Raw genomic sequence first — 21,946 nt, 5'->3', positions numbered from 1 at the left:
CGGGCAGGTCGGCGGGGATCACCCGACGTCCCAGACCGGTTCCGGAGTCTCCACCACCTCGCTGTCGCCTCGGAACAGCACGAACCGGTCGAATGAGCGGGTGAACCAGCGGTCGTGGGTGACCGCGATCACCGTCCCTTCGAAGGCGGTCAGGCCTGCTTCGAGGGCCTCGGCGCTGGCCAGGTCGAGGTTGTCGGTGGGCTCGTCGAGCAGCAGCAGGGTCGCCCCGGACAGCTCCAGCAGCAGCACCAGGAAACGGGCCTGCTGACCACCGGAGAGCGTGCCGAAGCGCTGGTCGCCCTGCGCGGCCAACTCGTAGCGGCTGAGCACCCCCATCGCCGCGTGCCGGTCCATTCCGGTGCGGTGCTCGTCGCCACGCCAGAGAATTTCGACAAGCGTCTTCGACATCAGTTCCGGTCGGTCGTGCGTCTGGGAAAAATGCCCGGGGCGGACCCGGGCACCCAGCCGGGCCACGCCGTCGTGCGCCACCGGGGCGAGCGCGCCCGCCCCGTCGACCGGCCCGTTCGCCGGGTCGGGGTCGGTGCCGCCCCGGGCCAGCAGCCGCAGGAAGTGCGACTTGCCGGTGCCGTTGGCACCGAGCACCGCCACCCGATCGCCGTACCAGATTTCCAGGTCGAAGGGGTAGGTCAGGCCGTCGAGCTCCAACTGCTCGCAGATGACCGCGCGCTTGCCGGTCCGCCCGCCGCTCAGCCGCATCCGGATGTCCTGGTCCTTCGGCGGTACGGGCGGTGGCCCGGCCTCCTCGAACTTGCGCAGCCGGGTCTGCGCGGCCTGGTAACGCGAGGCCAACCCGTCGTTGTACGCGGCCTTCTGCTTGTACATCAGCATCAGCTCGCGCAGCTTCTGGTGCTCCTCGTCCCAGCGTCGACGCAGCTCGTCGAGGCGGGCGTGCCGGGCCACGCGCGCGGAGTGCCAGCTGGCGAACCCGCCCGGGTGCACCCAGGCGCTGCCACCCTCGACGGCCACCACCCGGTCGGCGCTCTGGGCCAGCAACTCGCGGTCGTGTGAGACGTAGAGCACCGACTTGGTCGACTCGCGCAGTCGCGCCTCCAGCCAGCGCTTGCCGGGCACGTCGAGGAAGTTGTCCGGCTCGTCGAGCAGCAGCACCTCGTCCGGGCCGCGCAGCAGCAACTCCAACGCGAAGCGCTTCTGCTGGCCGCCGGACAGGGTGCGCACCGGCCGGTCCCGCACGGCATCCCAGGTCAGGTCGAGCACGATTGTCGCAACGGTGTCGAAGAGCACCTCGGCGTCGTACCCGCCGGCCTCGCCCCAGGCGCCCAGCGCGTCGGCGTACGCCAACTGGGCCTTGCCTGCGGCGTTGCTGAACTTGCCGCGGGCCTCGGCCGCCCGCATGGCGGCCTCGGTCTCATGGAGCTGGCGACCGGCATCGCGCAGCGACGGCGGGGCCAGCGACAACGCCAGATCGGCGAGCGTCGACTCGTCGCCGATCATGCCGATGAACTGGCGCATCACGCCCAGCCCGCCGGCCCGTGCGACGACGCCGGTACGCACGGGCAGGTCACCGGCGACCATCCGCAGCAGCGTCGTCTTTCCCGCGCCGTTCGGCCCGACCAGGGCGACCTTGCTGCCCTCACCGACCCGGAACGACACGTCGGCGAAGAGTTCCCGACCGTCGGGCAGGATGTGCCCGACCGCTGCCACGTCCACGTATCCCACGCCGGGATCTTGCCCCAGCGAAGGCCGGGAAGGACATCCAATTACCGGGTGACCCGCAGCACCCGGAAGCCCTTCTGGCTGGCGTACCGCTCGACCTGCCAGCTCTGCTCGGTGAGCCAGCGCTGCAGCGAGTCGCCGCCGAGGTGCCGGGCGACGACCAGCCAGCCGACGCCGTCCGGGGCGAGCCGGGGCAGCCAACGCAGCAGCAGCTCGTGCAGCTCTTCCTTGCCGATCCGAATGGGTGGGTTGGACCAGAGCTGGGCGAACCGGATGTCCGCCGGGACGTCGTCGGGCGCGCGGACCCGGACCCGGTCTGCGGCGTCGACCCGGGCCGCGTTGGCGGCGGTCAGCTCGCGGGCGCGGGCGTTGACATCGACCGCCCAGACGGTGCTCGCCGGTGCCACGTCGGCCAGCACGCACGCGATCGGACCGAACCCGCAGCCGAGGTCGAGCAGGTCACCGACGGTGTCGGCGGCGGGCAGGTCGGCCTTGCGCAGGAGTACGGCGGTGCCGGGGTCGAGACGGCTGGCGGAGAAGACGCCGCCGGCCGAGCCGAGCCGGTAGTCGCGGTCGGCGACGGAGAACTCGACCTCGCGCGGCGGAGCATCGCTGGCGGGCTGAGCGGTGAAGTAGTGGTCGCCGGTCACGCTGGCAATTCTCGCACCGACCCGGGGCCGCCATGACGCGGCCCACGCGCACATTTCCCCGATATTACCCCCTAAAGGGACAATCACTCCTACTCTGGGCGACATGGTGTATCGGTACGAGTCCGATGAGGACGCTTTCGAGGAGTACCCGGGGCCCGGGTCCGACCTGCCGGTGCTCGGCGCCGGTCCGCCCCCGCCGGCCGGGCCCTCTCCGTCACGCTTTCCCACACCGTCGCTGCCCCGGGCGAACCAGCTCTCGCTGCCGTCATCGCAGCCGCCGCCGACTCGTGCCGACATTCCACCCGCCGCGCCCCGCAGCCAGGTCTACACCTCGGCCACGCCGATCGAGCCAGCCGCCCGACGCGGTGGCGGCCGACTGTGGCAGGTGCTGATCGGCGGTGCGGCCGTCCTGGTGCTGCTCGCACTCTGCGGCCTCGGCGCCGCCGCGCTGCTCATCGACCAGAACGAGCAACCGCAGAGCACCCCGACGTACCAGCCGAACGCTGCCCCGACGAACGCCGCACCGACGTCCGCCACACCGGAACGGCTGGCCCTCGACTCCCGGGAGTCCGACCAGGCCCCACTCACCGCCAAGGAACTCTTCCCCGACAAGACGCTGAAACTCGCCGCCGGCCAGCCGAACTACCAGGTGCTCAAGACACAGTCCAGCGGCAGTTGCGCCGTAGCCGCCACCGGCGAGGTCGCCGACCTGCTGGTCCTACTCGGCTGCAACCAGGTCGTCCGGGCCACGCTTCGTACGCCCGACGGCGACCACCTGGTCACCGCCGGCCTGTTCAACCTCACCGACAAGGTCAGCGCGGAACGGGCCCGGGACCGGGTACGCCAACTCCTCGATGAGCGGCAGGGCCGGTTCCGTGGCCTCACCGCCGGCGACGACGACGGCACCGACGTGCTGACCAGCGCCCCGGCTCGGGTCGGCTGGCAGGTCCGTGGCCACTACCTGGCGTACGCGCTGGTGGTCCGCGAGGACGGAGCAGCGATCAAGGCGGGTGACACCAAGGTCCGCGAGATCCTGTTCGACATGATCGAGCTGCACCTCAGCCGGGGCGTGCTGCAGAAGCGGGCTGACGGTGGCACAGCCGCGCAACCGACGCCCGCGCCCTCCGAGAGCAGCGCGCCCCAGGGCGGCAGCACCGGCGACAGCGGGTTGCCGGGCGACTGACCCTCGCCACGCGGTCGGCGGTCAGCCCTCGATCGGGACACGCAGTCGGCGGGTGAGATCGGCGCGGCGGGCGTACTCGGTCGGATCGGCCGGGTAACCGACGGCCACCAGGGTCAGCCCGTGCGCGGGAGCCACGGTCACCTCGCTGGACCGCTCCTGGCGGGTGAGCAGGCTGCCCGGCCACTCGACCGGGCGGCGGCCATCCCCGGCCACCAGCATCGCCCCCACCAGGCTGCGCACCATCGCCTGGCAGAACGCGTCGGCCTGCACGGTGGCGACCAGGATGCCGTCCGGGTCGCGCCGCCAGTCCAGCCGGGTCACCTCGCGCAACGTGGTCGCGTTCTCCTTGCGCCGGCAGTACGCGGCGAAGTCGTGCTCCCCGACCAGGCCGGTCGCCGCGGCATTCAGCGCGGCCAGGTCCAGCGGCTTCGGCCAGGCCAGCACCTCGTGCCGGCGCAGTGGCTCCGCGCCGAAGGTCGCATCGGTGACCCGGTATTCGTAGCGCCGGAAGGTGGCCGAGAACCGGGCGTCGAAGTCGGCCGGCACCTCGGTCATCGCCCGTACGCGAACGTCGGTGGGGAGCAGACGGGCCAACCGGCGCAACAGCCGCCCGTCGTGCTGCCTCCACACGTCGACGGGCAACTCCAGGTGGCAGACCTGCCCCGTGGCGTGCACCCCCGCGTCGGTCCGCCCGGCGACCGTCAACCCGGTGGCCGTGCCGGCCCCGAGGACCAGGTCCAGGGTTTCGACGAGCACCCCCGCGACGGTGCGCCGGGTCGGCTGGGCGGCCCAGCCGGAGAACCCCGTGCCGTCGTACGAGACGTCCAGCCGCAACCGGATCCGCTCGTCCACCTCGTACCTCCTGTTACGGGTCGGGCCCGACACCCCGATGGGGTGCCGGGCCCGACGTTGCCCTTGATCAGGCCTTGTTCTCGGTGGCCTCGTCGCTGTCCTCGCGGGCGGCGTCGGTGTCACCGGACGCCGACACCGGCGCCTCGGAGTCCTGGTCGGCCTGGGCCGACTGCGGGGTCTCCTCGGCCGGGGCCAGGGCCTCAACCTTGTCCTGCTGCGCGGCCTTGCGGGCGGCGGTCTTCTTGTTCACCTTCGGCTCGGCGACCTGAAGCTCTTCCACCAGCTCGATGATCGCCATCGGCGCGTTGTCACCCTTGCGCGGACCGGTCTTCACGATCCGGGTGTAACCGCCGGGGCGGTTGGAGTACCGGGGCGCGATCTGGTCGAACAGGGCGTAGACGACGTCCTTGTCCTTGACGACACCCAGCACCCGCCGCCGCGAGGCGAGGTCACCGCGCTTGGCCTTGGTGATGAGCTGCTCGGCCAGCGGACGCAGCCGCCGGGCCTTCGTCTCGGTGGTCTGGATCTTGCCGTGCTGGAACAGCGCAGTGGCCAGGTTGGCCAGCATCAGCCGCTCGTGCGAGGGGCTGCCGCCGAGGCGGGGGCCCTTGGTGGGCGTGGGCATTTTTGGTGCTCCTCAGTTGTGGCGGCAGCGCGGACTAGAGCTGCTCGGTCTCGCGGTAGTCGTCGGTGTCGTAGTCGGCCTCGCCGAAGGTGTCCACGACGTGCGCCGGGTCGAAGTTCGGAGCCGAGTCCTTCAGCCCGAGACCCATCCCGGCGAGCTTCATCTTGACCTCGTCGATCGACTTCTGACCGAAGTTGCGAATGTCGAGGAGGTCGGCCTCGGTACGCCCGATGAGCTCACCAACGGAGTTGATGCCCTCGCGCTTGAGGCAGTTGTAGGAGCGGACGGTGAGGTCCAGCTCCTCGATCGGCAGGGCCAGGTCCGCCGCCAGCTGGGCGTCCTGCGGGGACGGCCCGATGTCGATGCCCTCGGCGGTCTCGTCCAGCTCCCGGGCGAGCCCGAACAGCTCCACAAGCGTCGAACCGGCGGAGGCCAGCGCGGTACGCGGACCCATCGACGGCTTGGTCTCGACGTCGATGATCAGCCGGTCGAAGTCGGTACGCTGCTCAACACGAGTCGCCTCGACGCGGTAGGTCACCTTCAGCACCGGCGAGTAGATCGAGTCGACCGGGATCCGGCCGATCTCGGCGCCGGACTGCTTGTTCTGCGCCGCCGTCACGTAGCCCCGGCCCCGCTCGACGGTCAGCTCCATGTCGAGCCGGCCCTTGCCGTTGAGGGTGGCGAGCTTGAGATCCGGGTTGTGCACCGAGACGCCGGCCGGCGGCTGAATGTCGCCAGCGGTCACGTCGCCCGGGCCCTGCTTGCGCAGGTACATGCTGACCGGCTCGTCGTGCTCGGAGCTGACGCACAGCTCCTTGATGTTCATGACGAGCTCGACCACGTCCTCCTTGACACCGGGGATCGTGGTGAACTCGTGCAGCACACCGTCGATCTTGATCGAGGTGACGGCCGCGCCCGGGATCGACGACAGCAGCGTGCGCCGCAGCGAGTTACCCAGGGTGTAGCCGAAGCCCGGCTCCAGCGGCTCGATGGCGAACCGCGACCGGGTCTCGTTGATCGACTCCTCGGAGAGGGAGGGTCGCTGGCTGATGAGCATCTTTTCTCTTCTCTTCCGGGGCGCCCGCTATTTGACGCCCACGACACAAACTGTTCCGGTGGCCCGCCCCGAAGGGCGGGCCACCGAACGAGCTCGGACTACTTGGAGTAGAGCTCGACGATCAGCTGCTCCTGGACCTGCGTGTCAATGACCTGCCGGGCCGGGAGGGAGTGCACGAGCACCTTCATCTGGCTCGGGATGGCCTCAAGCCACGCCGGAACCGTCTTCGAGCCGGCCTGGGCCTGCGCGACGATGAACGGGGTGAGCTCCTTGCTCTTGCCCCGAACCTCGATGATGTCGTGCTCCTTGACGCGGTACGACGGGATGTCGACCTTCTTGCCGTTCACCGTGAAGTGACCGTGCTTGACCAGCTGGCGGGCCATGTCCCGCGAGTGGGCGTAGCCGGCCCGGTAAACGACGTTGTCCAGCCGCGACTCGAGGATCTGCAGGAGGACCTCACCGGTCTTGGCCTGCTTGCCAACGGCTTCCTCGTAGTAACCGCGGAACTGCTTCTCCAGCACGCCGTAAACGCGGCGGGCCTTCTGCTTCTCACGGAGCTGGAGCAGGTACTCCGTCTCCTTGGTGCGGCCGCGGCCGTGCTGCCCGGGCGGGAACGGCCGGGACTCGAACGGGCACTTCGGACCATCGCACTTGCTGCCCTTGAGGAACAGCTTCATCTTCTCCCGCCGGCAACGGCGGCAGTCAGCACCGGTGTAACGAGCCATCTCTCTCTACCTCTCAGACCCGGCGACGCTTCGGCGGACGGCATCCGTTGTGCGGCTGCGGGGTGACGTCGGCGATCTGACCGACCTCGAGGCCCACGGCCTGCAGCGAACGGATGGCGGTCTCCCGGCCGGAGCCGGGGCCCTTGACGAACACGTCGACCTTGCGCATGCCGTGCTCCATGGCGCGACGCGCGGCAGCCTCGGCGGCCAGCTGCGCGGCGAACGGAGTCGACTTGCGGGAGCCCTTGAAGCCCACCTGGCCAGCGGAGGCCCAGGAGATGACCGCACCGGTCGGGTCCGTGATGGACACGATGGTGTTGTTGAACGTGCTCTTGATGTGCGCCTGCCCGTGGGCGACGTTCTTGCGTTCCTTGCGCCGGACCTTCTTTACAGCGGCTCCGGCACGAGCCTTCGGTGGCATAAGTCTGTGCGCTCCTAGTTGACTTTCCGGATTGGGCCGCAGGGTCCGGTCTTACTAGACCCGACAACGACCCGAATTCCGGTCAAAATCTACTTCTTGCCGGGCTTCTTCTTGCCGGCGACGGTCCGCTTCGGGCCCTTGCGGGTCCGTGCATTGGTCTTGGTCCGCTGGCCACGCACGGGCAGACCCCGGCGGTGCCGGATGCCGGCGTAGCAGCCGATCTCAACCTTGCGGCGGATGTCAGCGGCGACCTCGCGGCGCAGGTCGCCTTCAACCTTGTAGTTGCCCTCGATGTGGTCGCGGAGCTGAACAAGCTCCTCGTCCGTGAGGTCCCGAGCGCGCTTGTCCGGCGAGATGCCGGTAGCGGCGAGTGTCTCCAGGGCGCGGGTGCGACCGACCCCGAAGATGTAGGTGAGCGCGATCTCCATCCGCTTTTCGCGGGGGAGATCCACGCCGACTAGACGTGCCATGTGCGGGCGTACTCCTCGTGATGTGTGGCGGAGGTGTGGACCCGTCCCATCCCGCTACCGGCCGTCCCGTCTTTCCGACGCGGTGAGCGCCGGCGACCGGGATCGGTCGCTGCCCGAGCGGGCCCCGGCCTCCGACCGGGGGTCAGCCACGCAGAAGTACGTCTCGCGTACCGCTCGCGGCTGGGACGAGCATGTGTGATGTGTTTGTCGCTGGGGATCTGCCCGGACCAACGCCACCCGGCCGAAGCTACGGCCGGACGGGCTGAGTCAGCCCTGGCGCTGCTTGTGGCGCGGGTCGCTGCAGATGACCATGACCCGGCCGTGCCGGCGGATAACCCGGCACTTGTTGCAGATCCTCTTGACGCTCGGCTTGACCTTCACGGTTGCCTTACTTCCCATCTGGCCCGGGGACACGCGATGCGCGACACCGGACGTCGAAGACGGACACGGGACTTCCCGGCCGTCGTCAGGACTACTTGTAGCGGTAGACGATGCGCCCGCGGGTCAGGTCGTACGGCGAGAGTTCGACGACGACCCGGTCCTCCGGAAGGATGCGGATGTAGTGCTGCCGCATCTTGCCGCTGATATGAGCCAGCACCTTGTGGCCGTTCGCGAGCTCCACCCGGAACATGGCGTTCGGCAGGGGCTCGATGACCCGACCCTCGATCTCAATGGCTCCGTCTTTTTTCGGCATGTCCTCCGCTGTCCTGACGTCGATTGCACCGGGCGGCCCACAACGTCTTACACGGGATCTGACGAAAATCAGAAGCCCGCGCCAGCCGCGGCTCCAGCTCCCACCGAAGCGCAGGGTGGGCATGCCGGAGTGGACGCTGTGCGCCGATCTGAAAGTGTACGCCCGCCTGTGCAGGGTCGCCAAACCGGCCACCCACCGCGCCGTCGTGGCGGGCACCGAGGGTCCAACCGGATGCCCGTTGATCTCCCCGAGACCACCGCCGGGTCACGCACGCCGGTGGGCCCATCCGAGCCTGCGGCGACAACTCCCTCAGCGTCGGCGGTCAGGCAGCCGGTCGCGGGTCGTCCCGTTCGTCCGGTTCCCCGGCGCGCAGCTCCCGCTGGCGTCCCCGCTTCGCCCGCCTGCGCTGCCGCCGACGCTCCCGCTCGACTGCCTGACGTCGGGGCTCTCCCCCGGTCAACCCGGCGACCGTGCGCAGCACCAGCACCGCACCCCACGGCCCGGCCACCCAGGCCGGCCAGAAGTAGAGCAGGTCCTGGCTGAGGAAAGAGGTCACCGCCCAGATGGTCACCACTATGGCGATCACCTTCAGGTACGGAAACCACACCTCGGCCAGCCAGCGGGCAGTGACACCACCCGCGGCTGCGGGGGCCTGGTCGCTCGCGCCCACGCTCTGCGGGGCGGCCGGTGACAGCGTCGACCGCTGCGCCGGCGTCACCGGTGGCAGGTCGCCGAGCAGAGGCTCCAACTCGGCGTACGTACGCGCCGCGTAGGCCCGCTGCAGCCGCTCGTCGTACTCGTGCAGGTCCAATCGCCCCTCGTTGAGGGCGACCCGCAACCGGTCAGCCACCGCCGCCCGGTCCGCGTCTGCGGCTCGCATCCCGCCGTGCCCGTCCATGCCGGCAAGCATGCCACCGTCACGCCAGTCGCGTCCGACCCCACCCGTCGCCCTAGATCCATTCGAGGTAGCGCGTTGATCACACCCAGGTCGCCGATCTGGGGGGTGACGCGCGGGCTGAATATCCCCAGATCGGCGATACGGCGTCGAAACCGCCTAGCCGACACAGGCCTAGGGCGTGGTCGAGGCGGCAGGCTGCCGTGCGGTTACCAGGTCGCCGAGGCGGGCCCGGCCCCCGTCGAAGGCGGTGAGCACCCAGACGCCGTCCGGCAGCAAGGCCATCGAGTGCTCGACGTGCGCTGCCACCGAACCATCCCGGGTCACCACCGTCCACCCGTCAGCCAACTCGACCGTACGCGGCGACGCCATCGTGATCATCGGCTCGATGGCCAACGCCATGCCGGGGACCAACCGTGGGCCCTTACCCGGCCGACCGTGGTTGAGCACGTGCGGGTCCTGGTGCATCTCGGTGCCGATGCCGTGCCCGCCGTAGCCGTCGACGATGCCGTACCGGCCGCCCTTACGGACGGCGCTCTCCACCGCGTGCGAGATGTCGGTGAGCCGGCCCTTGCCGCTGGCTGCACCGCGGGCGGCGGCAGCGATGCCGGCCCACATCGCGTCTTCGGCGACCTCGGCCATCTTCAGCAGTGCCGGGTCGACGTCGCCGACGCCGACCGTGATCGCGGAGTCGCCGTGCCAGCCGTCCAGCACCGCGCCGCAGTCGATGGAGATCAGATCACCGGCCTGGAGCACCTGCCCCGGCGACGGGATGGCGTGCACGATCTGCTCGTTGACCGAGGAGCAGATCGACGCCGGAAAGCCGTGGTAGCCCTTGAACGACGGAACGCCACCCGCCTCGCGGATGGTCGACTCGGCGATGGCGTCCAGATCGGCAGTGCTCACACCGGGGGCAACGGCCTCCCGCATCCGGCGAAGCGCCTCGGCCACCACCAGCCCGGCGGCCCGCATCTTCTCGATCTGGTCAGGGGTCTTCAGCTGGATGTCCAGCTGGGGACGACGCATGGAGCGATTACCTTTCGTTGCCGAAAAGCGGGGCACGTCACGCGTACCCCGCTGTTCGCACTCTATCCGCCGTGGCCCGGCAGGACCTCAGCCGCCGTACGACCGCAGTGCGTCGATGGCCCGGGTGGTGACGTCCTCCACCGGACCGGTGGCGTCGATCCCGACCAGCTTGCCCTGAGCGCCGTAGTAGTCGACCAGGGGCGCGGTCTTCTCGCTGTATTCACGAAGCCGGGTGGCGATCGTCTCCGGCTTGTCGTCGTCGCGCTGGAACAGCTCGGCGCCGCACCGGTCGCAGATGCCAGGCCGGGTGGTGGCGTCGAACTCGACGTGCCAGATCTTGCCGCAGCCCCGGCAGGTACGCCGACCGGAAAGACGGCGGATCACCTCGTCGTCGTCAACCACCAACTCCAGGACCAGATCCAGGGCGGTGCCCAGATCGGCGAGGAGCTTGTCCAGAGCGGCAGCCTGCGGAGTGGTCCGCGGAAAGCCGTCGAGCAGGAAGCCCTCGCTGGCGTCGGGCTCGGCCAGCCGGTCCCGGACCATGTTGATGGTGACCTCGTCCGGGACCAGCTCGCCTGCGTCCATGTACCGCTTCGCCTCAACACCGAGCGGCGTGCCCTGGGTGACGTTCGAGCGGAAGATGTCTCCGGTCGAAATCTTGGGCACCGACAGGTGGGCGGCGACGAACTCCGCCTGCGTGCCCTTACCCGCGCCCGGCGGGCCAACCAGAACGAGTCTCATCTACCGCAGGAACCCTTCGTAGTTCCGCTGCATGAGTTGGCTCTCGATCTGCTTCACGGTCTCCAGACCGACGCCGACCATGATGAGCACAGCGGTGCCGCCGAACGGGAAGTTCTGGTACTGCTGGTTGTCCAGCCAGATGAAGAAGAAGTTCGGCAGGATCGAGATGACACCGAGGTAGAGCGCGCCCGGCAGGGTGATCCGGCTGAGGATGAAGTCCAGGTAGTCGGCCGTCGGCTTGCCCGGGCGGATGCCCGGCACGAACCCGCCGTACTTCTTCATGTTGTCCGCGACCTCGGTCGGGTTGAACGTGATCGAGACGTAGAAGTACGTGAAGAAGATGATCAGCAGGAAGTAGACCGTGATGTAGATCGGGCTGTCCGGTGCGACCAGGTTGTTCTGGATCCACGCCTGGACCTTGCCCGGGTCGTTCTGGTCGAAGAACTGCAGCGCCAACTGCGGCAGGTAGAGCAGCGACGAGCCGAAGATGACCGGGATGACACCCGCCTGGTTGACCTTCAGCGGGATGTAGGTCGAGGTGCCGCCGTACATCCGCCGGCCGATCATCCGCTTGGCGTACTGCACCGGGATCCGGCGCTGCGCCTGCTCGATGAAGGTGACTGCGGTGATGACCACCAGGACCAGCGCGATGACCAGGGCGAACATGTCCCAGCCCTTGCTGGTCTTGATCTGCCAGCCCTCGTTGGGCAGCCGCGCCGCGATCGAGGTGAAGATCAGGACGGACATGCCGTTGCCGACACCACGGTCGGTGATCAGCTCGCCGAGCCACATGACCATGCCGGTGCCGGCGGTCATGGTGACCACCAGGATGGCCAGCGTCAGCCAGTCCGGGATGCCGGTGCCGGTCGGGATGATCGGGAACTCGTTGCAGCGGTTCTGGAACAGCTGCCCCGAGCGGGCCAGCGCCACGAACGCCGAGGCCTGCAGAACACCGAGGCCGAGGGTCAGGTACCGGGTGTACTGCGTGATCTTCGCCTGGCCGGCCTGGCCCTCCTTGCGGAGCTGCTCCAAGCGCGGGATCACGACGGTCAGCAGCTGCAGGATGATCGACGCGGTGATGTAGGGCATGATGCCCAGCGCGAAGACCGAGAGCTGGAGCAGCGCTCCGCCGGAGAAGAGGTTGAGCAGATTCAGCGGCCCCGTCGAGTCACCCGAGATGGAGTCGAGACACTTCTGCACGTTGCCGTACGAGACGCCCGGGCTGGGGAGCGTCGCACCCAGCCGGTAGACCGCAATGATGCCTACTGTGAACAGCAGCTTCTTGCGCAGGTCAGGCGTACGGAACGCACTGAGAAAGGCGGACAGCAACTTCTTCCTCCTGCGCGAGGCGGGCCGCCGGTGAACCCTGGCGGGTGGGGGTGGATCACAGGCGAGCGCCCGCAATCCATGGCTGGGATGGGACTCTAACAGCCCCACGCCGGTCCGGGCAGATGCGCCCGACTACATAAATCGAATCCAATATTACCGGGCGCAATGGGCCCAGGTAGACCATGGCGCCCGCCAGTTGCTCACAACTGGACGGGCGCCATGGTCGTACGCCTTACAGCTCGGTGGTGGAGCCACCGGCGGCGGCGATCTTCTCCTTGGCCGACGCACTGAACGCGTGCGCAGACACCTGGAGCGCCACTCCGCCGAGGTCCCCGGTGCCGAGGACCTTGACCGGGTGACCCTTGCGGACCGCGCCGGACTCAACGAGCTCCAGCGGGCCGACCTGGCCACCGTTCGGGAACAGCTCAGCGAGTCGGTCCAGGTTGACAACCTGGAAGACCACCTTGAACTTGTTCTTGAAGCCCTTCATCTTCGGCAGACGCATGTGGATAGGCATCTGCCCACCCTCGAACGCCGCCGAGATGTTCTTACGGGCCTTGGAACCCTTGGTACCGCGACCAGCGGTCTTGCCCTTGGAACCCTCACCGCGACCCACGCGGGTCTTCGCGGTCTTGGAACCGGGCGCCGGGCGCAGGTGGTGCACCTTGATCGTCATTACTCGACCTCCTCGACCTTCACGAGGTGGTTCACAGTGAAGATCATGCCGCGGATCTCGGGCCGGTCCTCCTTGACCACCACGTCGTTGATCCGCTTGAGACCGAGCGAACGCAGCGAATCACGCTGGTTCTGCTTGGTCCCGATAACGGACCGGAGCTGGGTGACCTTCAGACGTGCCATCAGTGCGCCACCCCCGCACGCGACGCCAGCATGGCGGCCGGCGCAACGTCCTCCACCGGCAGACCACGACGCGCTGCGACCTGCTCGGGGGACTCAAGCCCCTTCAGGGCCGCCACGGTGGCGTGCACGATGTTGATCGGGTTCGACGAGCCGAGGCTCTTGGAGAGCACATCGTGGATCCCGGCGCACTCCAGCACGGCGCGCACCGGACCACCGGCGATGACACCCGTACCGGCCGAAGCCGGCTTGAGCAGCACGACGCCAGCGGCGTCCTCACCCGTCACCGGGTGCGGGATCGACTGACCGATCCGCGGGACCTTGAAGAAGTGCTTCTTGGCCTCCTCGACACCCTTGGCGATAGCCGCGGGCACCTCCTTGGCCTTTCCGTAGCCCACGCCGACCGTGCCGTCGCCGTCGCCCACGATCACCAGGGCGGTGAAGCTGAAGCGACGACCACCCTTCACGACCTTGGCGACGCGGTTGATCGCGACGACCCGCTCAAGGTGCGGGGTCTTCTCGACGGGCGCGTTTCCGCGGCCGCCCTCACGGCGGTTGTCGCGGCGACCACCCTCGTTGCCACCGGACCCGCCGCCACGGCGCTGTTGACCTGGCATCAGCAGCCTTCCTTATCTCTCGTGACGGGGTTGTTAGAACTCGAGCCCGGCTTCGCGGGCGGCGTCGGCAAGCGCGGCGACTCGCCCCGCGTACCGGTTGCCACCGCGGTCGAAGACGACCTTGGAGACGCCAGCGGCCTTGGCCCGCTCGGCGAGCAGCGCGCCCACCTTGCCAGCCAGGGCGCTCTTGTCGCCCTCCGTACCGCGCAGCGAGGCGTCCAGGGTCGACGCCGACGCCAGGGTGTGCCCCTTGGTGTCGTCGACGATCTGGGCGACCATGTGCCGCAGCGAACGGGTGACGACCAGGCGCGGACGCTCGGCCGTACCACTGACGTTCTTGCGGACGCGGAAGTGTCGACGCGCACGCCCAACGGCGCGCTTGGCGGCGACACCGCGGCGGCGCTTGAGCAGCGTGGCGCTCACTTCTTACCTGCCTTTCCAGCCTTGCGGCGGATGACCTCGCCCTGGTACTTCACGCCCTTGCCCTTGTAGGGCTCCGGCGGACGGATCTTCCGGATGTTGGCGGCGACCTCACCGACCTGCTGCTTGTCGATGCCAGCCACGTGGAACAGGGTCGGCCGCTCCACCGTGAAGGTGATGCCCGCCGGGGCGGGGACGATCACCGGGTGCGAGAACCCGAGCGCGAACTCGAGGTCCGAACCCTTGGCGGTGACCCGGTAACCGGTGCCGGCGATCTCCAGGCTCTTGCGGTAGCCCTCGGTGACCCCGACGATCATGTTGGCAACCAGCGTACGGCTCAGGCCGTGGAGTTCCTTGGCCTTGCGCTCGTCGTTGGGCCGGTTGACGCTCAGCTGCCCATCCTCGGCCCGCTCGACCGTGATCGGCTCGGCGAGGGTGTGCTCAAGCTGGCCCTTGGGGCCCTTGACCTTGACGGTCTGCCCGTCGATCGTGATGTCGACGCCGGCTGGTACCGGGATCGACTTACGTCCAATTCGCGACATTTCTACCTGTCTCCCGTTACCAGACGAAGGCGAGGACTTCCCCGCCAACACTCCGCTTGCGGGCCTGCCGGTCGGTCAGCAGCCCCTGGGACGTCGAAATGATCGCCACGCCCAGCCCACCGAGCACCCGCGGGAGCCCGTCCGACTTGGCGTACACCCGGAGACCGGGCTTGGACACGCGCTTGATGCCGGCCAGGCTCCGCTCGCGGTTCTGGCCGTACTTCAGCTCGACGACCAGTCGCTTGCCGACGGCGCCCTCCTCGGGCTCCTCGACCGACCAGGTGGCGATGTAACCCTCGGCCTTCAAGACCTCGGCGATGTTCGCCTTGATCTTGGAGTAGGGCATCTTCACCTGATCGTGGTACGCCTGGTTGGCGTTACGCAGACGCGTGAGCATGTCTGCGATCGGGTCGGTCATCGTCATGGATTTCGTCAGCCTTTCTCGCCGGGGTTCCCGGGGCATCAGCCCCGGGCCTACGGCGAAGAGCAATACCTAATCGGTGCAGGAGTTCCCAGCCGACGGCCGGGACGCGGTCGCCCTTACCAGGAAGCCTTGGACACGCCCGGCAGCTCACCGCGGTGGGCCATCTCCCGGATGCAGACCCGGCAGAGCCCGAACTTGCGGTAGACCGCCTTCGGACGCCCGCACCGCTGGCAGCGGGTGTACGCGCGAACCGAGAACTTCGGCTTCGCGGCCGCCTTGATGATCAGCGCCTTCTTGGCCATCTCAGTTCTCCTTGAACGGGAAGCCCAGGAGCTTGAGCAGCGCCCGTCCCTCGTCGTCGGTCGTGGCGGTGGTGACCACCGTGATGTCCATGCCCCGCTGGCGATCGATCCGGTCCTGGTCGATCTCGTGGAACACCGACTGCTCGGTCAGACCGAACGTGTAGTTGCCGTGCCCGTCCAGCTTGCGCCCGTCCAGACCGCGGAAGTCGCGGATACGCGGCAGCGAGATGGACAGCAGCCGGTCCAGGAACTCCCACATCCGGTCGCCGCGAAGGGTCACCTTCGCACCGATCGGCATGCCTTCGCGGAGCTTGAACTGCGCGATGGACTTGGTCGCCCGCCGCACCTGCGGCTTCTGGCCGGTGATCGTGGCGAGGTCGCGGACCGCGCCGTCGATCAGCTTGGCGTCGCGAGCAGCCTCGCCGACACCCATGTTGACGACGATCTTGACCAGCCGCGGCACCTGCATGGGGTTGCCGTAGCTGCGCTGCTCGCGCAGCTGGGCCACGATCTCGTTGCGGTACCGCTCCTTGAGGCGCGGCAGGGTCTTTTCGGTAGCCGTGGTCATCACAGGTCCTTACCGGTGCTACGCGCGATGCGGACCTTCTGGCCGTTGTCGTCGATCCGGTAACCGACGCGGGTCGGCTTGCCGTCGGAGTCCAGGACCTGCACGTTCGAGACGTGGATCGGGGCCTCCTGAGTGACGATGCCGCCGGTCTTGGCGCCACGCTGGGTGGTGCTGATGCGGGTGTGCTTCTTGACCCGGTTCACGCCCTCGACCAGGACCTTGTCCTGCCGCGGGAAGGCCTGGATGACCTTACCCTTGGCACCCTTGTCCTTGCCGGCGATGACGACGACCGTGTCGCCCTTCTTGACCTTCACGGTCACAACACCTCCGGCGCGAGGGAAATAATCTTCATGAACCGCTTGTCCCGCAGCTCCCGGCCCACCGGGCCGAAGATGCGGGTTCCACGCGGGTCCCCGCCGTCCTTGATGATGACGGCGGCGTTCTCGTCGAAGCGGATGTACGAGCCGTCCGGCCGCCGCTTCTCCTTGGCCGTGCGAACGACGACCGCCTTGACGACGTCGCCCTTCTTCACACCGGCACCCGGGATCGCGTCCTTGACCGTGGCCACGATGACGTCGCCGATGCTCGCGTAGCGCCGACCCGAGCCGCCGAGAACCCGGATGCACAGGATCTCCCGAGCACCCGTGTTGTCGGCGACGCGCAGTCGCGACTCCTGCTGAATCACGTCTATCTCCTATGTCTGCCGGTTCTCCGGCCGCCGTAGCGGCCGGCCGGAGCCTGGCGGAACCTACGCCCGACGCAACGCCGGGCGAGCTCGAGCCTTCGCTACTTGGCCTTTTCCAGGATCTCCACGATCCGCCAACGCTTGGTGGCGCTCAGCGGCCGGGTCTCCATGATGAGAACCCGGTCACCGGTGCCAGCGGCGTTCTGCTCGTCGTGCACCTTCAGCTTGCTCGTACGGCGCATGATCTTGCCGTAGAGAGCGTGCCGAACCCGGTCCTCGACCTCGACCACGATGGTCTTGTCCATCTTGTCGCTGACCACGAGGCCCTCACGGACCTTGCGGCGGGACCGCGCGGCGGCGGTGGCGGTGTCTTCGGTCATGATGCAGTCACCTCAGTCGGCGCGGCCGAGAGCCCCAGCTCGCGCTCACGCATGATCGTGTAGATCCGGGCGATCTCCCGACGGATGACCTGCAACCGCCGGTTGTTGTCCAGCTGCCCGGTTGCGGCCTGCACGCGGAGGTTGAACAGCTCCGCCTTGGCCTCCCGCAGCTTCGTGACCAGCTCCTCCTCGGAGAGCTCACGCAGCTCGGTCGCCTTAACGCCCGCTGCCATCAGGATTCACCCACTTCGCGCGTAACAATGCGGCACTTCATCGGGAGCTTGTGGATCGCGCGACGCATGGCCTCTCGCGCGATCTGCTCGTTGGGGAAGGACATCTCAAAGAGAACCCGCCCCGGCTTGACGTTGGCGACCCACCACTCGGGCGAACCCTTACCGGAACCCATCCGGGTCTCGGCAGGCTTCTTGGTGAGGGCCTGGTCCGGGAAGATCGTGATCCAGACCTTGCCACCACGCTTGATGTGGCGAGTCATTGCGATACGCGCCGACTCGATCTGGCGGTTGGTCACGTACGCCGGCTCGAGAGCCTGGATCCCGAACTCGCCGAACACCACCCGGTTACCACCCTTGGACGCGCCACTGCGGTCCGGGTGGTGCGGCTTGCGGAAGCCCTTCGGGGGCTTGCGCGGCATCAGCATCTGTCAGCCCTCCTGCTGCGTTTCTGCCGGAGCAGCCGTGGCGGCGACAGCTGCGCTGTCGACCGGCTCGCCGCTCGGCGTCTCGGCCTGCTGCGCGATGGTGGTCGCAGCAGCCCGGCCGGCCTCGGTGCCACCAGCCGTGGTGCCGGACGAACCCGACCGGCCACGGCGCGGACGCTCGGGACGGTCGCCACGCTCACCACGACGCGGGCGGGACGGACCGGCCTCGGCCGGAGCCTCCCGGCCCGGGACGGCGTCGCCCTTGTAGATCCAGACCTTCACACCGATCCGACCGAACGTCGTACGGGCCTCGAAGAAGCCGTACTCGATGTTGGCCCGCAGCGTGTGCAGCGGAACCCGGCCCTCACGGTAGAACTCGGTCCGGCTCATCTCGGCGCCGCCGAGGCGACCCGAGACCTGAACCCGAATGCCCTTGCAGACCGGGTTCTTCATCGCCGACTGCATGGCCTTGCGCATCGCCCGACGGAAGCTGACCCGGCTGGACAGCTGCTCGGCCACGCCCTGCGCAACCAGCTGAGCGTCCGACTCGGGGTTCTTCACCTCGATGATGTTCAGCTGAACCTGCTTGCCGGTGAGCTTCTCGAGCTCGCCGCGGATCCGGTCGGCCTCCGCACCCTTACGGCCGATGACGATGCCCGGCCGAGCGGTGTGGATGTCGACCCGGACCCGGTCGCGGGTGCGCTCGATGTCGACCTTGGAGATCCCGGCACGCTCGAGGCCCTTGGACATCATGCGGCGGATCTTGACATCCTCGCCGATGTAGTCCTTGTAGAGCTTGTCCGCGAACCAGCGGGACTTCCAGTCGGTCGAGATGCCGAGCCGGAACCCAGTGGGGTGAACCTTCTGACCCATTACTCGGCGTCCTCCGTCTTGCTCTGCGCTTCGGCCGGTGCGGCCTCCGTGGCCGGGGCGGCCTTCTTCGCCGCGGCCTTCCTCGGCGCTGCCGGCGCGACCGCTTCGACCGCCACCGTGATGTGGCAGGTGCGCTTGCGGATTCGGTACGCCCGACCCTGCGCCCGCGGCTGGAACCGCTTCATCGTCGGGCCCTCGTCAACGAAGGCCTCGCTGACGAGCAGCGCGTCGGGGTCCAGCCGCTCGTTGTTCTCCGCGTTGGCGATCGCGCTAGCGAGCACCTTGTACACCTGCTCGCTCGCAGCCTGCGGCGCGAACTGCAGCACCGTTAGCGCCTCCTTCGCGGGCAGGCCGCGGACGAGGTTGACCACCCGGCGCGCCTTCATTGGCGAGATGCGCACGTGCCGCGCAACCGCCCGCGCGCCCGGAAGCACCGGAGCGTCGCCCTTTCCTGGCATCGCTGTAACCCCTTGTTCCCTCTATCCGTATGCCCGCGGCGTCAGCGCCGACGGCTCTTCCGGTCGTCCTTCTCGTGACCCTTGAAAGTGCGGGTCAGCGCGAACTCGCCGAGCTTGTGCCCGACCATCGCCTCGGTCACGAACACCGGGACGTGCTTGCGTCCGTCGTGCACGGCGATCGTGTGCCCCAGCATCTCGGGGATGATCGTCGAGCGCCGCGACCAGGTCTTGATCACGTTCTTCGAGCCCTTGTCGTTCTGCACTTCCACCTTCTTGAGCAGGTGGTCGTCTACGAACGGGCCCTTCTTCAGGCTGCGAGGCATGTCTTATCTCCCTCAGCCGCGCTTACGCGTGGCGTAGCGGCGGCGGACGATCAGCCGGTCACTCGGCTGGCCCTTACGGCGGGTGCGGCCCTCGGGCTTACCCTGCGGGTTGACCGGGTGGCGACCACCGGAGGTCTTACCCTCACCACCACCGTGCGGGTGGTCGACCGGGTTCATGGCGACACCACGGACGGTCGGGCGCTTGCCCTTCCACCGCATACGGCCGGCCTTACCCCAGTTGATGTTCGACTGGTCGGCGTTGCCGATCTCGCCGACGCTGGCGCGGCAGCGCACATCCACACGCCGGATCTCGCCGGACGGCATACGCAGGGTCGCGTACGCGCCCTCGCGGCCGAGCAGCTGGATGCCGACGCCGGCGGAACGGGCCAGCTTGGCCCCGCCACCCGGACGCAGCTCCACGTTGTGGATCGTGGTACCGACCGGGATGTTGCGCAGCGGCAGGTTGTTACCCGGCTTGATGTCGGCGCCCGGGCCGGACTCGACGCGGTCGCCCTGCTTCAGGTCCTTCGGCGCGATGATGTATCGCTTCTCGCCGTCGGCGTAGTGCAGCAGCGCGATGCGCGCCGTGCGGTTCGGGTCGTACTCGATGTGAGCGACCTTCGCCGGCACGCCGTCCTTGTCGACCCGCTTGAAGTCGATCAGACGGTACTGGCGCTTGTGACCGCCGCCGTGGTGCCGCGTGGTGATCCGGCCGTGGGCGTTACGCCCGCCCTTCTTCGGCAGCGGAACCAGCAGCGACTTCTCCGGCGTGGACCGGGTGATCTCGGCGAAGTCAGCGACACTCGAGCCACGTCGGCCCGGCGTCGTCGGCTTGTACTTACGGATAGCCATTGTCTACACCCCTCAGCTGACCGGGCCGCCGAAGGCCTCGATGCGGTCACCGTCAGCCAGCTTCACGATCGCCCGCTTGGTCGCCTTGCGCTGACCGAAACCGGTCTTGGTGCGCTTGCGCTTACCCTGGCGGTTGAGCGTGTTGACCGTCAGGACGCGGACGTTGAAGATCTGCTGGATAGCGATCTTGATCTCGGTCTTGTTCGCGTCCGGGTGCACCAGGAAGGTGTACCAGTTCCGGTTCAGCTCGCTGTAGCTCTTCTCCGAGACGACCGGCGCCACGATGATGTCGCGCGGGTCGGCGATCGTGCTCACTTGCCACCCTCCTCGGTGGTCTCGGCGGGCACGCCCAGGAACTCGTCCAGGGCGTCCTTGGTGAAGACCACGTCGTCGGCCACCAACACGTCGTACGTGTTGAGCTGGCCGGACTCGATCAGGTGCACGCGCGGCTCGTTGCGCAGCGACACCCAGTTCAGCTCGTCGGTGCTGCTCAGCACGACCAGGACCCGACGGGCCTCGGTGAGCTTCGTCAGCGTCGCCAGGGCCGCCTTGGTCGACGGCTTCTCGCCCGAGACGAACGCCTCGACGACGTGCACCTGCCCGGCGCGAGCCCGGTCCGAGAGGGCACCCCGCAGCGCGGCGGCCTTCATCTTCTTCGGGGTCCGCTGGCTGTAGTCACGCGGCACGGGACCGTGCACGACGCCACCACCGGCGAACTGCGGCGCGCGGATCGAGCCCTGACGGGCGCGACCGGTGCCCTTCTGCTTGTAAGGCTTCTTGCCGCCACCGGCGACCTCGGCCCGAGTCTTGGTCTTGTGCGTGCCCTGTCGGGCCGCCGCGAGCTGGGCCACCACGACCTGGTGCATCAGCGCGACGTTGGCCTGCACGTCGAAGATGTCCGCCGGCAGCTCGACCGAGCCGCTGGTGGTGCCTTCGACGGTGCGCACGTCAACGGTGGTCACTTGGCCGCACCGCCCTTCTTCACCTTGATCTTGGCCGCGGTACGGACCAGAACCAGCGCGCCCTTGGGACCAGGAATGGCACCACGGACGAGCAGGAGGTTGTTCTCGGTGTCGACCGCCTGGACGGTCAGGTTCTGCACGGTGTAGCGAACGCCACCCATCCGGCCGGCCATCCGGGTGCCCTTGAAGACACGACCCGGGGTCGCGCAGGCACCGATGGAACCGGGTGAACGGTGCTTGCGCTCGACACCGTGGCTGCTGCCCAGACCGTGGAAGCCGTGCCGCTTCATCGCGCCGGCAAAGCCCTTGCCCTTGGTCTTGCCGGTGACGTCGATGGTGACGCCGGCCGGGAACTCATCGACCGTAACTTCCTGGCCGAGCGAGTATTCCCCAGCGTCCGTGGTGCGCAGCTCGACGATGTGCCGGCGCGGCGCCACGTCCGCCTTGGCGTAGTGCCCGCTGATCGGCTTCTTCACCTTGCGCGGGTCGATGGTGCCGTACGCCAGCTGGACCGCGGAGTAACCGTCCTTCTCGGCGCTACGAACCTGGCTGATGACGCACGGGCCGGCCTCGACCACGGTCACGGGAACAACGCGGTTGTTGTCCCAGACCTGGGTCATGCCGAGCTTGGCGCCCAGGATCCCCTTGACTTGCCTGTCCATTT

The 21,946-nt window shown here is 68.3% G+C and carries 35 protein-coding genes; 1 reads left to right on the top strand and 34 read right to left on the bottom strand.

Annotated elements, in window-relative coordinates; all coding sequences use genetic code 11:
- Window positions 1-18: 18 nt before the first annotated feature.
- Window positions 19-1,698 carry an ABC-F family ATP-binding cassette domain-containing protein gene (locus tag ACLQ28_RS00720; RefSeq protein WP_425684246.1) on the bottom strand — a complete coding sequence of 560 codons (1,680 nt, stop codon included), beginning with the start codon at window positions 1,696-1,698 and terminating at the stop codon, window positions 19-21.
- A gap of 41 nt (window positions 1,699-1,739) precedes the next feature.
- Window positions 1,740-2,345 carry a class I SAM-dependent methyltransferase gene (locus ACLQ28_RS00715; RefSeq protein WP_425684245.1) on the bottom strand — a complete coding sequence of 202 codons (606 nt, stop codon included), beginning with the start codon at window positions 2,343-2,345 and terminating at the stop codon, window positions 1,740-1,742.
- A gap of 103 nt (window positions 2,346-2,448) precedes the next feature.
- On the opposite strand from ACLQ28_RS00715, the gene ACLQ28_RS00710 reads away from it, so the two are divergent.
- Window positions 2,449-3,528 (top strand): hypothetical protein, encoded by a 1,080-nt coding sequence (locus ACLQ28_RS00710; protein ID WP_425684244.1) that lies wholly within the window; start codon window positions 2,449-2,451, stop codon window positions 3,526-3,528.
- A 21-nt stretch (window positions 3,529-3,549) separates the two neighbouring features.
- On the opposite strand, the gene truA is transcribed toward ACLQ28_RS00710, so the two are convergent.
- From truA to rplC, 32 genes are all read right to left on the bottom strand, one after another.
- Entirely contained in the window at window positions 3,550-4,380 is an 831-nt protein-coding gene (gene truA, locus ACLQ28_RS00705; protein ID WP_425684243.1) for a tRNA pseudouridine(38-40) synthase TruA, read from the bottom strand.
- Window positions 4,381-4,447: 67 nt separating this feature from the next.
- Entirely contained in the window at window positions 4,448-5,005 is a 558-nt protein-coding gene (gene rplQ, locus ACLQ28_RS00700; RefSeq protein ID WP_184178700.1) for a 50S ribosomal protein L17, read from the bottom strand.
- 34 nt (window positions 5,006-5,039) lie between these two features.
- Window positions 5,040-6,062 (bottom strand): DNA-directed RNA polymerase subunit alpha, encoded by a 1,023-nt coding sequence (locus ACLQ28_RS00695; protein ID WP_007465227.1) that lies wholly within the window; start codon window positions 6,060-6,062, stop codon window positions 5,040-5,042.
- Window positions 6,063-6,160: 98 nt separating this feature from the next.
- On the bottom strand, window positions 6,161-6,787 hold the full coding sequence (gene rpsD / locus ACLQ28_RS00690) for a 30S ribosomal protein S4 (protein WP_030489600.1): 627 nt from the start codon (window positions 6,785-6,787) through the stop codon (window positions 6,161-6,163).
- Window positions 6,788-6,800: 13 nt separating this feature from the next.
- Window positions 6,801-7,208: a 30S ribosomal protein S11 gene (gene rpsK / locus ACLQ28_RS00685; RefSeq protein WP_030329919.1), complete on the bottom strand. Its 408-nt coding sequence runs from the start codon at window positions 7,206-7,208 to the stop codon at window positions 6,801-6,803.
- 89 nt (window positions 7,209-7,297) lie between these two features.
- Complete coding sequence (gene rpsM / locus ACLQ28_RS00680) at window positions 7,298-7,678, bottom strand: 30S ribosomal protein S13 (protein ID WP_007465236.1); 381 nt, start codon at window positions 7,676-7,678, stop codon at window positions 7,298-7,300.
- 267 nt (window positions 7,679-7,945) lie between these two features.
- The gene (rpmJ, locus tag ACLQ28_RS00675) at window positions 7,946-8,059 is read right to left on the bottom strand and encodes a 50S ribosomal protein L36 (RefSeq protein WP_043965539.1); all 114 of its coding nucleotides are present in this window, start codon (window positions 8,057-8,059) and stop codon (window positions 7,946-7,948) included.
- A gap of 91 nt (window positions 8,060-8,150) precedes the next feature.
- The gene (infA, locus tag ACLQ28_RS00670) at window positions 8,151-8,372 is read right to left on the bottom strand and encodes a translation initiation factor IF-1 (RefSeq protein ID WP_007073013.1); all 222 of its coding nucleotides are present in this window, start codon (window positions 8,370-8,372) and stop codon (window positions 8,151-8,153) included.
- A 322-nt stretch (window positions 8,373-8,694) separates the two neighbouring features.
- Window positions 8,695-9,270, bottom strand: coding sequence for a DUF1707 SHOCT-like domain-containing protein (locus tag ACLQ28_RS00665; protein WP_425684242.1), 576 nt, complete (start codon window positions 9,268-9,270; stop codon window positions 8,695-8,697).
- A gap of 171 nt (window positions 9,271-9,441) precedes the next feature.
- The gene (gene map / locus ACLQ28_RS00660; protein ID WP_425684241.1) at window positions 9,442-10,293 is read right to left on the bottom strand and encodes a type I methionyl aminopeptidase; all 852 of its coding nucleotides are present in this window, start codon (window positions 10,291-10,293) and stop codon (window positions 9,442-9,444) included.
- Window positions 10,294-10,380: 87 nt separating this feature from the next.
- A complete protein-coding gene (locus tag ACLQ28_RS00655; protein ID WP_007465256.1) occupies window positions 10,381-11,034 on the bottom strand; it encodes an adenylate kinase in 654 nt (217 codons plus the stop codon).
- Entirely contained in the window at window positions 11,035-12,363 is a 1,329-nt protein-coding gene (gene secY, locus ACLQ28_RS00650; RefSeq protein ID WP_425684240.1) for a preprotein translocase subunit SecY, read from the bottom strand.
- 232 nt (window positions 12,364-12,595) lie between these two features.
- The gene (gene rplO, locus ACLQ28_RS00645) at window positions 12,596-13,039 is read right to left on the bottom strand and encodes a 50S ribosomal protein L15 (RefSeq protein ID WP_112584816.1); all 444 of its coding nucleotides are present in this window, start codon (window positions 13,037-13,039) and stop codon (window positions 12,596-12,598) included.
- The gene (gene rpmD, locus ACLQ28_RS00640) at window positions 13,039-13,221 is read right to left on the bottom strand and encodes a 50S ribosomal protein L30 (RefSeq protein ID WP_204942098.1); all 183 of its coding nucleotides are present in this window, start codon (window positions 13,219-13,221) and stop codon (window positions 13,039-13,041) included. The genes rplO and rpmD overlap by 1 nt, the downstream gene beginning before the upstream one ends.
- Complete coding sequence (gene rpsE, locus ACLQ28_RS00635) at window positions 13,221-13,835, bottom strand: 30S ribosomal protein S5 (RefSeq protein ID WP_074314587.1); 615 nt, start codon at window positions 13,833-13,835, stop codon at window positions 13,221-13,223. Before rpsE ends, rpmD begins: the two co-directional genes overlap by 1 nt.
- Before the next feature lie 33 nt (window positions 13,836-13,868).
- The gene (gene rplR / locus ACLQ28_RS00630; protein ID WP_110563093.1) at window positions 13,869-14,258 is read right to left on the bottom strand and encodes a 50S ribosomal protein L18; all 390 of its coding nucleotides are present in this window, start codon (window positions 14,256-14,258) and stop codon (window positions 13,869-13,871) included.
- A complete protein-coding gene (gene rplF / locus ACLQ28_RS00625; protein ID WP_184178717.1) occupies window positions 14,255-14,797 on the bottom strand; it encodes a 50S ribosomal protein L6 in 543 nt (180 codons plus the stop codon). Before rplF ends, rplR begins: the two co-directional genes overlap by 4 nt.
- 16 nt (window positions 14,798-14,813) lie before the next feature.
- Entirely contained in the window at window positions 14,814-15,221 is a 408-nt protein-coding gene (gene rpsH / locus ACLQ28_RS00620; RefSeq protein WP_007465270.1) for a 30S ribosomal protein S8, read from the bottom strand.
- 116 nt (window positions 15,222-15,337) lie between these two features.
- Entirely contained in the window at window positions 15,338-15,523 is a 186-nt protein-coding gene (locus ACLQ28_RS00615) for a type Z 30S ribosomal protein S14 (protein WP_007465272.1), read from the bottom strand.
- 1 nt (window position 15,524) lies between these two features.
- On the bottom strand, window positions 15,525-16,091 hold the full coding sequence (gene rplE / locus ACLQ28_RS00610) for a 50S ribosomal protein L5 (protein WP_110563094.1): 567 nt from the start codon (window positions 16,089-16,091) through the stop codon (window positions 15,525-15,527).
- Complete coding sequence (rplX, locus tag ACLQ28_RS00605) at window positions 16,091-16,411, bottom strand: 50S ribosomal protein L24 (protein ID WP_184178719.1); 321 nt, start codon at window positions 16,409-16,411, stop codon at window positions 16,091-16,093. Before rplX ends, rplE begins: the two co-directional genes overlap by 1 nt.
- A complete protein-coding gene (gene rplN, locus ACLQ28_RS00600) occupies window positions 16,408-16,776 on the bottom strand; it encodes a 50S ribosomal protein L14 (RefSeq protein ID WP_007073026.1) in 369 nt (122 codons plus the stop codon). The genes rplX and rplN overlap by 4 nt, the downstream gene beginning before the upstream one ends.
- A 101-nt stretch (window positions 16,777-16,877) precedes the next feature.
- Window positions 16,878-17,156, bottom strand: coding sequence for a 30S ribosomal protein S17 (gene rpsQ / locus ACLQ28_RS00595; protein ID WP_425684239.1), 279 nt, complete (start codon window positions 17,154-17,156; stop codon window positions 16,878-16,880).
- Window positions 17,153-17,389, bottom strand: coding sequence for a 50S ribosomal protein L29 (rpmC, locus tag ACLQ28_RS00590; RefSeq protein ID WP_007465283.1), 237 nt, complete (start codon window positions 17,387-17,389; stop codon window positions 17,153-17,155). The genes rpsQ and rpmC overlap by 4 nt, the downstream gene beginning before the upstream one ends.
- Window positions 17,389-17,814 carry a 50S ribosomal protein L16 gene (gene rplP, locus ACLQ28_RS00585; protein WP_007465292.1) on the bottom strand — a complete coding sequence of 142 codons (426 nt, stop codon included), beginning with the start codon at window positions 17,812-17,814 and terminating at the stop codon, window positions 17,389-17,391. Before rplP ends, rpmC begins: the two co-directional genes overlap by 1 nt.
- Window positions 17,815-17,817: 3 nt before the next feature.
- On the bottom strand, window positions 17,818-18,687 hold the full coding sequence (rpsC, locus tag ACLQ28_RS00580; protein ID WP_091402401.1) for a 30S ribosomal protein S3: 870 nt from the start codon (window positions 18,685-18,687) through the stop codon (window positions 17,818-17,820).
- Window positions 18,687-19,145 (bottom strand): 50S ribosomal protein L22, encoded by a 459-nt coding sequence (gene rplV / locus ACLQ28_RS00575; RefSeq protein ID WP_007465297.1) that lies wholly within the window; start codon window positions 19,143-19,145, stop codon window positions 18,687-18,689. The genes rpsC and rplV overlap by 1 nt, the downstream gene beginning before the upstream one ends.
- 41 nt (window positions 19,146-19,186) lie before the next feature.
- Complete coding sequence (gene rpsS / locus ACLQ28_RS00570; protein WP_007465299.1) at window positions 19,187-19,468, bottom strand: 30S ribosomal protein S19; 282 nt, start codon at window positions 19,466-19,468, stop codon at window positions 19,187-19,189.
- A gap of 12 nt (window positions 19,469-19,480) precedes the next feature.
- Window positions 19,481-20,320, bottom strand: coding sequence for a 50S ribosomal protein L2 (gene rplB, locus ACLQ28_RS00565; RefSeq protein ID WP_110563095.1), 840 nt, complete (start codon window positions 20,318-20,320; stop codon window positions 19,481-19,483).
- 12 nt (window positions 20,321-20,332) lie between these two features.
- Window positions 20,333-20,635 carry a 50S ribosomal protein L23 gene (gene rplW, locus ACLQ28_RS00560; RefSeq protein ID WP_007465304.1) on the bottom strand — a complete coding sequence of 101 codons (303 nt, stop codon included), beginning with the start codon at window positions 20,633-20,635 and terminating at the stop codon, window positions 20,333-20,335.
- The gene (gene rplD, locus ACLQ28_RS00555) at window positions 20,632-21,282 is read right to left on the bottom strand and encodes a 50S ribosomal protein L4 (RefSeq protein ID WP_357557765.1); all 651 of its coding nucleotides are present in this window, start codon (window positions 21,280-21,282) and stop codon (window positions 20,632-20,634) included. The genes rplW and rplD overlap by 4 nt, the downstream gene beginning before the upstream one ends.
- Complete coding sequence (gene rplC / locus ACLQ28_RS00550; protein WP_425684238.1) at window positions 21,279-21,944, bottom strand: 50S ribosomal protein L3; 666 nt, start codon at window positions 21,942-21,944, stop codon at window positions 21,279-21,281. Before rplC ends, rplD begins: the two co-directional genes overlap by 4 nt.
- Window positions 21,945-21,946 lie beyond the last annotated feature (2 nt).

It is taken from the genome of Micromonospora sp. DT201, from assembly GCF_049841575.1.
Taxonomy (GTDB): domain Bacteria; phylum Actinomycetota; class Actinomycetes; order Mycobacteriales; family Micromonosporaceae; genus Micromonospora.
This window is presented reverse-complemented; position numbering and strand designations above follow the sequence as displayed.

Excerpts from the sequence above, each read along its gene's own strand:
- rplE (WP_110563094.1), bottom strand. The coding sequence starts at position 16,091 with ATGACCACGGCTACCGAAAAGACCCTGCCGCGCCTCAAGGAGCGGTAC.
- ACLQ28_RS00695 (WP_007465227.1), bottom strand. The coding sequence starts at position 6,062 with ATGCTCATCAGCCAGCGACCCTCCCTCTCCGAGGAGTCGATCAACGAG.
- map (WP_425684241.1), bottom strand. The coding sequence starts at position 10,293 with ATGCGTCGTCCCCAGCTGGACATCCAGCTGAAGACCCCTGACCAGATC.
- rpsS (WP_007465299.1), bottom strand. The coding sequence starts at position 19,468 with ATGCCTCGCAGCCTGAAGAAGGGCCCGTTCGTAGACGACCACCTGCTC.
- rplP (WP_007465292.1), bottom strand. The coding sequence starts at position 17,814 with ATGCTGATGCCGCGCAAGCCCCCGAAGGGCTTCCGCAAGCCGCACCAC.
- ACLQ28_RS00615 (WP_007465272.1), bottom strand. The coding sequence starts at position 15,523 with ATGGCCAAGAAGGCGCTGATCATCAAGGCGGCCGCGAAGCCGAAGTTC.
- rplO (WP_112584816.1), bottom strand. The coding sequence starts at position 13,039 with ATGACGATCAAGGTGCACCACCTGCGCCCGGCGCCCGGTTCCAAGACC.
- infA (WP_007073013.1), bottom strand. The coding sequence starts at position 8,372 with ATGCCGAAAAAAGACGGAGCCATTGAGATCGAGGGTCGGGTCATCGAG.
- rplF (WP_184178717.1), bottom strand. The coding sequence starts at position 14,797 with ATGTCGCGAATTGGACGTAAGTCGATCCCGGTACCAGCCGGCGTCGAC.
- rpsE (WP_074314587.1), bottom strand. The coding sequence starts at position 13,835 with ATGCCAGGTCAACAGCGCCGTGGCGGCGGGTCCGGTGGCAACGAGGGT.
- rpsH (WP_007465270.1), bottom strand. The coding sequence starts at position 15,221 with ATGACGATGACCGACCCGATCGCAGACATGCTCACGCGTCTGCGTAAC.
- rplQ (WP_184178700.1), bottom strand. The coding sequence starts at position 5,005 with ATGCCCACGCCCACCAAGGGCCCCCGCCTCGGCGGCAGCCCCTCGCAC.
- rplC (WP_425684238.1), bottom strand. The coding sequence starts at position 21,944 with ATGGACAGGCAAGTCAAGGGGATCCTGGGCGCCAAGCTCGGCATGACC.
- ACLQ28_RS00655 (WP_007465256.1), bottom strand. The coding sequence starts at position 11,034 with ATGAGACTCGTTCTGGTTGGCCCGCCGGGCGCGGGTAAGGGCACGCAG.
- rpmD (WP_204942098.1), bottom strand. The coding sequence starts at position 13,221 with ATGGCACGTCTGAAGGTCACCCAGCTCCGGTCCGTTATCGGGACCAAG.
- rpsM (WP_007465236.1), bottom strand. The coding sequence starts at position 7,678 with ATGGCACGTCTAGTCGGCGTGGATCTCCCCCGCGAAAAGCGGATGGAG.
- rpsC (WP_091402401.1), bottom strand. The coding sequence starts at position 18,687 with ATGGGTCAGAAGGTTCACCCCACTGGGTTCCGGCTCGGCATCTCGACC.
- rplB (WP_110563095.1), bottom strand. The coding sequence starts at position 20,320 with ATGGCTATCCGTAAGTACAAGCCGACGACGCCGGGCCGACGTGGCTCG.
- rpsQ (WP_425684239.1), bottom strand. The coding sequence starts at position 17,156 with ATGACCGAAGACACCGCCACCGCCGCCGCGCGGTCCCGCCGCAAGGTC.
- rpmC (WP_007465283.1), bottom strand. The coding sequence starts at position 17,389 with ATGGCAGCGGGCGTTAAGGCGACCGAGCTGCGTGAGCTCTCCGAGGAG.
- rplV (WP_007465297.1), bottom strand. The coding sequence starts at position 19,145 with ATGCCAGGAAAGGGCGACGCTCCGGTGCTTCCGGGCGCGCGGGCGGTT.
- ACLQ28_RS00665 (WP_425684242.1), bottom strand. The coding sequence starts at position 9,270 with ATGGACGGGCACGGCGGGATGCGAGCCGCAGACGCGGACCGGGCGGCG.
- ACLQ28_RS00710 (WP_425684244.1), top strand. The coding sequence starts at position 2,449 with ATGGTGTATCGGTACGAGTCCGATGAGGACGCTTTCGAGGAGTACCCG.
- rpsK (WP_030329919.1), bottom strand. The coding sequence starts at position 7,208 with ATGCCACCGAAGGCTCGTGCCGGAGCCGCTGTAAAGAAGGTCCGGCGC.
- rpsD (WP_030489600.1), bottom strand. The coding sequence starts at position 6,787 with ATGGCTCGTTACACCGGTGCTGACTGCCGCCGTTGCCGGCGGGAGAAG.